Below are 9,240 nucleotides of genomic sequence, written 5' to 3' on the forward strand. Positions count from 1 at the left end.
GTCCAGCACGGTCACGAGGGGCTCCGGGGGTCGAGGGGTCGGTGCGAACACTGTTCACCGCTCGCCTCAGGGGTGTCAACAGTGTTCGCGATGCGAACGCCGTTCACCTCACCGGTAGGGTGCTCTCGTGTCCCCTCCCACGCGCCGGGTGCAGCAGCGCGCTGCCACCCTCGCCGAGATCAAGGCCGCCGCCTGGACGGACCTGGCGCGCTCGGGCGCGACGGGCCTGTCGCTGCGGGGCGTCGCGCGCGAGATGGGGATGGCCGTCTCCGCGCTCTACCGCTACGTCGAGAGCCGGGACGACCTCGTCACCGCGCTCGTCGTCGACTCCTTCGACGCCCTCACGGCCCGGCTCTCGGCGGCCCTCGCCGCGGTGCCCGTCGGGACGGACGTCGTCGAGGTGTTCCTCGACGTCGGCGACGCCTACCGCGACTGGGCGCTCGGGGACCCGCTCGCGTACCGGCTGGCCTTCGGCAACCCCGTCGACGGCTACACGGGCACGCCGGCGACGACCGCGGCCGCGGTGCGCTCGTCCGCGGTGCTGCTGGAGGTCATGGCCCTCGCCGTGGACGGCGACCGGGTGGACACCGAGGTGGTCGAGGCCCTGCTGACCGACGACCTGCGCACCGCGCTCGACGTGTGGTCCGCCACGCTGCCCCGCCCGCTCCCGGTCGCCGCGCTCGGCGCGGCGATGATCTGCTACGCCGCCCTGCACGGCGCGATCGACCTGGAGCTGAGCGGGCACCTGCCGCCCGCGCTGCGGGGACGGCCGGCGCTCTTCCGCGCCACGCTGCGCTCGACGATCGAGGCGCTCACCCGCTGAGGGGGCGCGTCAGGCCACCAGGTCCGCCCACACCGTCTTGCCCTCGCCGCCGACCGACACGCCCCACTCGGCGGCCAGCGCCTCGACGATGGCCAGCCCGCGACCGCCGAGCGCGTCGTCGTCGGCGTGGCGCCCCCGCGGGTGCCGCGTGGAGCCGTCGCGCACCCCCAGGTTGAGCCGGCCCTCGGAGCGCTCGAAGCGCAGGACGACGGTGGCCTCCCCGCCCGTGTGCAGGAGCGCGTTGGTCACGAGCTCGCTCAGCACCAGCTCCCCCGCGTCCGCCAGGTGCGGTGCGCCCCACGTGCCCAGCACGGTGCGGAGGAAGCTGCGGGCCTGCGCGACGGCCCGCACGTCGCTCGGCAGCGGCAGCACGGCCTCCTCGGGCACGGTCGTGGCGCCGCCGTACTCGAGGACGAGCATGGCCGCGTCGTCGTCGAGGCGGTGGGGGATGTTCGCCATGATCTGGGTCGCCAGGACCTCGCAGGACGCGTCCGGCGCCTCGGCGATCGTCCGCCGCAGCGACGCCTCGCCCGCCGTCAGCTGGTCCAGCGGCGACTCCACGACCCCGTCGGTGTAGAGCACGACGCAGCTGCGGCCGCGCAGCCGGTGCGTCGTGCTCGGGTACTCGGCGCCCTCGGCGATGCCGAGCGGCGGGCCCGGGTCCACCTCCAGCTCCCACAGGCCCCGCTCGTCGGACACCAGGGGCGCCGGGTGCCCGGCGCTCGCGACCACGACCTCGCCGGACTGCTGGTCCAGCGACACCAGGCAGCACGTCGCGAACAGCTCCTCGCCCAGGTCGGCGAGCAGCCGGTTGGTCCGCTCCAGCGCGGCCCCCGGGCCGTGACCCTCGGTGAGGTAGGCCCGCACCGCGGTGCGCAGCTGCCCCATGAGGCCGGCCGCGGTGGTGTTGTGGCCCTGCACGTCACCGATGACGAACACGACGCCGCTGTCGGTCTCGACCGCGTCGTACCAGTCGCCGCCGACCTCCGCGCCGACCACGGCCGGCTGGTACCGCACCGCGATCGCGACCCGGTCGAGGACCGGCAGCGACCGGGGCAGCAGCCCGCGCTGCAGGGTCCGGGCCAGGTCCGTGAGCGCCGAGACGGACAGGGCGAGGCTCTCGCGCGCCGCGCGCTCGGCGTCCAGCAGCTGCGCCCGCTCCAGGGCCAGGGCGACCTGGGCGGCGATGCTCGCGAAGAGGTCGACCTCGCTGCCCGAGGGCGGGCTCGCGTCGGTCCAGTGCGCGACGAGGGCGCCCACGCACCCCTCGCGGCCGAACATCGGCACGGCCAGGCCCGAGCGCAGCGCGGCGGGGTCCACGGCGCCGTCGAAGAGGCGGCGCGCGTCCTCGGCCGTGAACACCACGGGCTGGCCGTTGCGCACGGCGACGGTCGGCGGCGTGTCCGCCCGCAGCGGCACGACGCCCACGCCCGCGGCCTCCTCCAGGGGTGGGTGGCTCGTGCCGACGAGCAGGTCGCGGCTGTCGTCGAGCAGGAAGACCGCCGCGGACGCGCACCCCAGGACGTGCGTGATGGTCACGGGGACGGCGTCGGTGATGTCGGCCCGCGTCGCGCTGGTCGAGAGCAGCGCCGTGATCTGCTGCAGCAGGGCGAACCGCGTGGCGCTGGCGTCGGCCACGGCCTCGCGGTCCTCGGCCATCTCCCGCGCGGCCCGCTCCTCGGCGACCAGCAGGGCGTTGTCGATGGTCACGGCCGCCCCCGCCGCCGCGGCGACCGCCGCGGCCTCGGCGTCGGCGTCGAAGCGGTCCGGCCGGCTGTGGGCGAAGAGCAGCGCCCCGATCACCCGGCCCGTGCCGGACAGCACGGGAGCGGCCAGGTAGCTGCGCACGGGCGGGTGCACGGGCGGCAGCCCGCCGGAGGCGCCGTGCCCGAAGCGGGGGTCGGTCGCGACGTCCGCCACCCGGATCGGCGAGGTGCCCTCGAAGGTCGGGGCGAAGAGCGGGGTGCTGCGCACGGGGAGCGTGGTGGGGAAGTCCCGGGCGTCCGCGCCGGAGAGGACGAACAGCTCCAGCCGCTCGCCGCCCTCGTCGCGGTCGGAGTAGAAGAAGGCGCCGTACTCGGCACCCGTGGCCCGCGTGCCCGCGCTCGTGGCCGCCTCCAGCAGCGAGCGGAGGTCGTGGCCGTGCCGCAGGGAGAGAGCGGTGATGTCGAGCAGCGTCGGGTGCGAGGGGCCGGGGTCCACCGGACAACCCTACGGCCAGCTGACCCTTGACTGCGGAGCGTCACCATCGCGGGCCCGGTCGCCGCGGGGTCCCCGGACTTGGGAGAGTTGACCCGACCCGCTCGACCTGGAGGATGCCGTGCCGCCCCGTTCTGCCGCTCACCCCGGCCCGCCCGTCCCTGCGGACGCGCTGGCGGAGCTGTCCCCGGAGCGGCGGGAGCTCTTCCACCTGCGCGTGCAGCGCTGGTGGCCCGACCTGCGCGACGGCCTGGCCGCCGTCTACCCGCCGGAGGTCGCCGCGGAGCTCGCGGAGCGGCTGCTGGCCTGCGCGGCCACGAGCTTCGCCGAGCGCGACCCCGACCTGCACCGGCTGGACCAGGCGCGGACCCTGCGCCCGGACTGGTTCCAGGAGCCGTCGATGCTGGGCTACGCCGCCTACACCGAGCGCTTCGCGGGGACGATCGCGGGCGTGCACGACCGGCTCGGCCACCTCGAGGACCTCGGCGTCACCTACCTGCACCTCATGCCCGTGCTGCAGCCACGCGAGGGTGACAGCGACGGCGGGTACGCGGTGGCCGACTACCGCTCGGTGCGCGCCGACCTGGGGACCGTCGAGGACGTGCGCGAGCTCGCCCGGGCCCTGCGGGGCCGGGGCATCAGCCTCGTCCTCGACCTCGTGCTCAACCACGTCGCGCGCGAGCACGCCTGGGCGCGGGCCGCGCGCCGCGGCGAGGAGCGCTACCGCCGCTACTTCCGCATCCACCCCGACCGCGAGGTGCCGGACGCCTACGAGCGGACGCTGCCCGAGGTGTTCCCCGACTTCGCGCCGGGGAACTTCACGTGGGACGAGGACCTGCAGGGCTGGGTGTGGACGACGTTCAACTCCTTCCAGTGGGACGTCGACTGGTCCAACCCCGACGTGCTCGTGGAGTACGCCGACATCGTCCTGTGGCTCGCGAACCTCGGCGTCGAGGTGCTGCGGCTGGACGCCATCGCCTTCCTCTGGAAGCGCCTCGGTACGAGCTGCCAGAACGAGCCGGAGGTGCACTCCCTCACCCAGGTGCTGCGCGCGCTGACCCGGATCGCCTGCCCCGCAGTCCTGCTGAAGGCCGAGGCCATCGTCGCCCCGGCCGACCTCGTCCACTACCTGGGCCGGGGACGGCACCACGGCCGGGTCAGTGACCTCGCCTACCACAACACGCTCATGGTGCAGATCTGGTCGATGCTCGCTGCGCGCGACGTCCGGCTGGCCACGCACGCCCTGCGGGCCCTGCCCGCCGTCCCGACCTCGACGGCGTGGATCACCTACGTCCGCTGCCACGACGACATCGGGTGGGCGATCTCCGACGCCGACGCGGAGGCGGTGGGCCTGTCCGGGTTCTGGCACCGCTCCTTCCTCTCCGACTACTACAGCGGCGAGTTCCCCGGCTCGCCCGCCCGCGGGCTGGTGTTCCAGGAGAACGCCGCGACGCGGGACCGCCGGATCAGCGGGACCGCGGCCGACCTGACCGGCTTGACCGCGGCCCGCGAGGCCGGGGACGCGGCCGGCGTGGACGCGGCCGTGGCGCGGCTGCTGCTCGCCCACGCGGTCGTGCTGGCCTGGGGCGGGATCCCCGTGCTGTGGATGGGCGACGAGCTCGGGCAGTCCGGCGACCCCGACTGGGCCGCCGAGCCCGGGCACGAGAACGACAACCGCTGGGTCCACCGGCCCTGGCTGGACGAGGCGGAGCTCGCCGCGGCGGCCGACCCGGCGACGGTGCCCGGCCGGGTGCTCGCGGGACTGCGCCACCTGGCGCGGGTGCGCGGCGAGCTGCCGCACCTGCACGCGTCCATCGCGGCGGAGGTCCTGGACGTCAGCGACCCCGGCGTCCTCGCCGTCGTGCGGCGCCACCCCCTGGGCGACCTGCTGTGCCTGGCCAACGTGACCGGCGAGTGGCGCTCGTGGCCCGGCTACCGCGTCGCGGAGCTGGGGCTGACCGAGGCCACCGACGCCCTCACCGGGAACGGGGTGCCGTGGGGCGGCGACGGGGACGTGTGGCTGCCGCCGGCCGGGGTGCTGTGGCTGCGGGTGCTGGACTGAGGCTCCTCCGCGCCGCGGGGCTCGACGTGTCGGGCCTCGGGGCGTCGGCGTGCGGGTCGGGGAGAGCGTCGGGGCGGTCCTCGGCCGGGAGTGCGGCGAGCGCCGCGTAGACCGCCGCGAGTCCGCCCACGGCCGCCGCGACCCGCTCGCGCTCCTCCTGCGGGTCCCGCCGGCGCAGCAGCGGCCGGAACACCGCGGCCAGCAGGTCCGGGTCCCGGTCGTCGGTCGCGGGGTGGTGGCGCAGCCCGGGGGGCAGGACCGGCGCGCCGCCCGGCCCGTCCCAGAAGTGCTCGGCGGGGTCCCCGGTGTCGCGGTCCCCGGTGTCGCGGTCCCCGGTGCTGCTCCCGCCGGTGTCGTCCGCCCCGGGGAGGTCGGGGACGACGACGAGCGCCCGGCCGCCGCGGGAGAGGCCCTCCAGCGGGACCCCGCGGGCCCGCAGCCAGGCGGCGGGGGCGCGCTCCGCCAGGTCGGCCACCGTCAGCGCGAGGGCGACGGCGTGCTTGCAGACCGGGTCGGGGTCCGGGCAGCTGCAGAGGAACTCGACGTCGTCGTCCGCGAGGCGGGCGGCCGGTGGGGGCCGCAGCACGCTGCCCGCGCCGGGCTGTGCCGTGCCGTCCCCGGCGGCCGGGCCCTCGGACCCCAGCAGCGCCGCGAGCAGGCGGGGGTCGTGCAGCAGGACGCGGAACAGGCGCGCCGCCTCCTCGCGCGGCAGGGCCCGGACCCGGACGCGCACGTCGTGCTCGCGTCCGCTGGAGCCGTGCACGGTGGCCGCGAAGGACCCGCGGCTCGTGCTGACCGGCCCCACCGCGCCCTCCTCCAGGAGGACGAGCCCGCGGTCGTGGCGGCCGGGGTCCGCGAGGTCCGCGACGAGGCGCACGAGCTCCTCCCCCCAGGCCTCCGCCGCCGCGGGCGCGCTGCGCTGCAGCCCCTCACGCATCGACGGCCTCCTGCGACAGGACGAGGAGCTCGCGCAGCGCCTCGGTGCCGAGTTCCGTGAGCCAGCCCTCGCCGGGCCCGACCACGAGGTCGGCGAGCGCCGACTTCCCGGCGATGACGGCGTCGATCCGCTCCTCCACCGTGCCGGCCGTGACGAGCTTGCGGACCTGGACCGTGCGGTCCTGACCGATCCGGAACGCCCGGTCGGTGGCCTGGTCCTCGACCGCCGGGTTCCACCAGCGGTCGACGTGCAGCACGTGGTTCGCCCGCGTGAGGTTCAGGCCCGTGCCGCCCGCGCGGAGGGACAGCAGGAGCAGGGGCGGACCGTCGTCGGCCTGGGAGCGGCGGACGATCGCGTCGCGCTGGGTCCGGCTGGTGCCGCCGTGCAGGAACGGCACCTCGACCCCGAACCGCTGCTGCAGGTGCGGGGCCAGCATCCGGCCGAACTCGGTGAACTGGGTGAACAGCAGCGCGCGGTCGCCCTCCGCGAGCAGCGACTCCACCAGGTCGTCGACCGCGGCGAGCTTGCCCGAGCGGTGCCGGCCGGCGCGCAGCAGCGGGGACCCGTCGCCCAGGAAGTGCGCCGGGTGGTTGCAGACCTGCTTGAGCTGGGTCAGCGTCCGCAGCACGGACCCCTTGCGCTGCATCGGGGAGAGGTCGTCCAGTCCCGTGAGCAGGGCGTCGACCGTGGAGCGGTACAGCGCCGCCTGCTCCCGCGTCAGCGACACGGGGACGACCATCTCGATCTTCTCGGGCAGGTCGGCGATGACCGCCCGGTCCGTCTTGACGCGGCGCAGGACGAACGGGCGGGTCAGCGCCCGCAGCCGCGACGCGGCCGCGGCGTCGTGCCGCAGCTCGATGGGCCGCGCGAAGCGGTCGCGGAAGGCGGCTGCCGACCCGAGCATGCCGGGGTTCACGGTGTCGAGGACTCCGCGCAGCTCCTCGAGGCGGTTCTCCACGGGCGTCCCCGTCAGCGCGATGCGCCGGGCCGCCGGGATCCGCCGCACGGCCCGCGCCTGCCGCGTCGCGGTGTTCTTGACGTGGTGGGCCTCGTCGAGGACCAGGCGGTGCCAGGACACCGCGGCGAGCTCCTCGACGTCGGACGCGAGCACGCCGTAGGTCGTCACGACCACGTCGTCGTCGGCGCACCCCGCGAGGGCCTCGCCGTGCGCGCGCGAGGCGCCGTGGTGCACCCGCACCCGCAGGGACGGCGCGAAGCGCGCCGCCTCGCGCGCCCAGTTCCCGACGAGGGACATCGGGCAGACCAGGAGCGTCGGCCCCGGCGACGGGGCCCCGGCGCGCTCGTGCAGCAGCAGCGCGAGCACCTGGACGGTCTTGCCGAGGCCCATGTCGTCGGCCAGCACGGCGCCGAGGCCCAGGCGGTCGAGGAAGGCCAGCCACGACAGCCCCCGCTGCTGGTACGGGCGCAGCACGCCGTGCAGCGTCGACGGCACCGGGACCTGCGCGACCTCGGCCGCCGAGCCGCGCAGCAGACCGTCGACCCAGCCGCTCGCCGCCACGGACGTCAGCGGCACGGGCAGCGCGTCGGAGCCCGCGAGCTCCGCGACGAGGCCGGCGAGCGACGGCGGGCTGTCGTCGCGGCGCTGCCGGGCCCGGCGGACGAAGCGCCGCGCCGCGGCGAGGCTGCCCGGTTCCAGCCGGACCCACTGCCCGCGCAACCACACCAGCGGGGTGACCGCGTCCGCGAGGACGCCCAGCTCCGCCTCGGTCAGGACGTCCTCGCCCAGGGCCACCGACCAGTCCCAGGACACGAGGGCCGCGAAGCCGAGGGGGCGCTCGCCCTCGGGTTCGAGGGCGCCCTGCACCGACAGCCGCAGAAACGCCGCGACCCGGGTCCACTCGCGCGGCAGCAGCAGCGTCACGTCGGCCTCGCGGAGCAGGGCGCTCCCGTGCTCGACGAGGCCGAGGGCGGTCGACGTGGTGACCCACAGCCGCCCCTCGTCGACGGCGTCGCGGCGCGCCGAGCGCAGCGACGGCAGCACCGCGAGCGCGCGGCGCAGCCCGTCGCGCAGGGCCGCGACGGCCTCGCGGTCGCCGGTCAGGCCCGCGAGCCGCTCGGGCGCCGCGCCGTCCAGCCGGACCAGGACGTCGACGGGCCAGGCCGCGTCGTCGCCCGGGGCGACCTCGTCCTCGGACCACTGCGGCTCCTGCAGGCGCAGCACGACCTCGACCCGCCGCCGGCGGTGGGAGCCGAGCCAGGTGGCCAGGTCGGCCCGCAGCCGCGCCCAGCGCACGGGCTCGCCCGCCAGCGCGGTGCCGCGCACGAGGGCCGTCAGCAGGGGGTGGGCGTCCGCGACCGCCGCCTCCACGCGGGCGTCCCCGGCGGCCCGCTCGCGGACGAGGACGGGCACGACCGCGTCGAGCAGCTCCGTGAGGACCTCGCGGGCCGTGCCGGTCGTGGGCCGGCCGCGCCCGCCGCGCAGGGCGGTGCCGAGGGCGGGGGGCAGGGCGGCCGCGTGCGCGGCGACCCACTCCTCGACGTCCTCGTCGGGCGCGAGCCGCCAGGTGGCCCCGGCCACGTCCGTCCCGGGCAGGGTGACGGCCTGCGGCACCACGCGCCCCGCCTCGACCAGCCGCTCGGCGTCGCGGACCAGGGCGGCCAGGTGCCGGACCTCGCGGGAGACCAGCAGCGACGGCTCGGCCGTGATCGAGCGGAGCGCGGCCAGGCTGGTGGCCAGCGCAGGCGCGGCCACGGGCAGCTGGACGACCGCCAGGGCCGTCGACCCCGCGGGCCGGCGCTGCTGCGGGACGCGCCCCACCGCCTCGGGGCTGCGGACCGGCACGCCGTCGCGCACCGGCATGAGCACCCGCACGCTGCGCGCCGGGCCCGTCAGCGCGGCCCGCAGCGACGCGTCCTGCAGCGCGCGGGCCAGCGCGCGCCGCTCGGCGGCGGGCAGGGCCCCCGGGTGGGCGCTCGGGCCCGCCGCGCCCGCGTCCAGGTCCCAGCGGCAGTGCCGCTCCAGCCACCAGACGAGGCCGTGCGCACCGGACAGCACGGCGTGGACCACCGCGGGCCCGGCGGGTGCCGCGGACGCGGGCCCGGACGCGGAGGTGGTGCGCAGTGCCATGGCCACATCGTGGCCGACCCCTCCGACAGCCCGGTGCGGCCGCTCCGGCCGCGGTGCACGGCTGGGTACTGTCCCCAGGGCCTGTCCCCGACGTCGCGAGGTCTCCGAGCCGTGCCGAAGAAGAAGTCCTC

The 9,240-nt window shown here is 76.9% G+C and carries 5 protein-coding genes; 2 read left to right on the forward strand and 3 right to left on the reverse strand.

The features are described 5' to 3' along the window. Positions 1–127: 127 nt before the first annotated feature. Positions 128–823, forward strand: coding sequence for a WHG domain-containing protein (locus tag GTR02_RS16515; RefSeq protein WP_166608591.1), 696 nt, complete (start codon positions 128–130; stop codon positions 821–823). A gap of 9 nt (positions 824–832) precedes the next feature. On the opposite strand, the gene GTR02_RS16520 is transcribed toward GTR02_RS16515, so the two are convergent. Beyond that, on the reverse strand, positions 833–3,025 hold the full coding sequence (locus GTR02_RS16520) for a SpoIIE family protein phosphatase (RefSeq protein WP_166608592.1): 2,193 nt from the start codon (positions 3,023–3,025) through the stop codon (positions 833–835). A gap of 118 nt (positions 3,026–3,143) precedes the next feature. On the opposite strand from GTR02_RS16520, the gene GTR02_RS16525 reads away from it, so the two are divergent. Continuing rightward, positions 3,144–5,084, forward strand: coding sequence for an alpha-amylase family glycosyl hydrolase (locus GTR02_RS16525; RefSeq protein WP_166608593.1), 1,941 nt, complete (start codon positions 3,144–3,146; stop codon positions 5,082–5,084). Here GTR02_RS16525 and GTR02_RS16530 read toward each other — a convergent pair. After that, positions 4,999–6,021 carry a hypothetical protein gene (locus GTR02_RS16530; RefSeq protein ID WP_166608594.1) on the reverse strand — a complete coding sequence of 341 codons (1,023 nt, stop codon included), beginning with the start codon at positions 6,019–6,021 and terminating at the stop codon, positions 4,999–5,001. The two genes, GTR02_RS16525 and GTR02_RS16530, sit on opposite strands and share 86 nt — an antisense overlap. Then, a complete protein-coding gene (locus GTR02_RS16535; RefSeq protein WP_166608595.1) occupies positions 6,014–9,109 on the reverse strand; it encodes a DEAD/DEAH box helicase in 3,096 nt (1,031 codons plus the stop codon). The genes GTR02_RS16530 and GTR02_RS16535 overlap by 8 nt, the downstream gene beginning before the upstream one ends. Between the last annotated feature and the right edge of the window lie 131 nt (positions 9,110–9,240).

It is taken from the genome of Kineococcus siccus (assembly GCF_009906795.1).
In the GTDB taxonomy this organism is placed as follows: domain Bacteria; phylum Actinomycetota; class Actinomycetes; order Actinomycetales; family Kineococcaceae; genus Kineococcus; species Kineococcus siccus.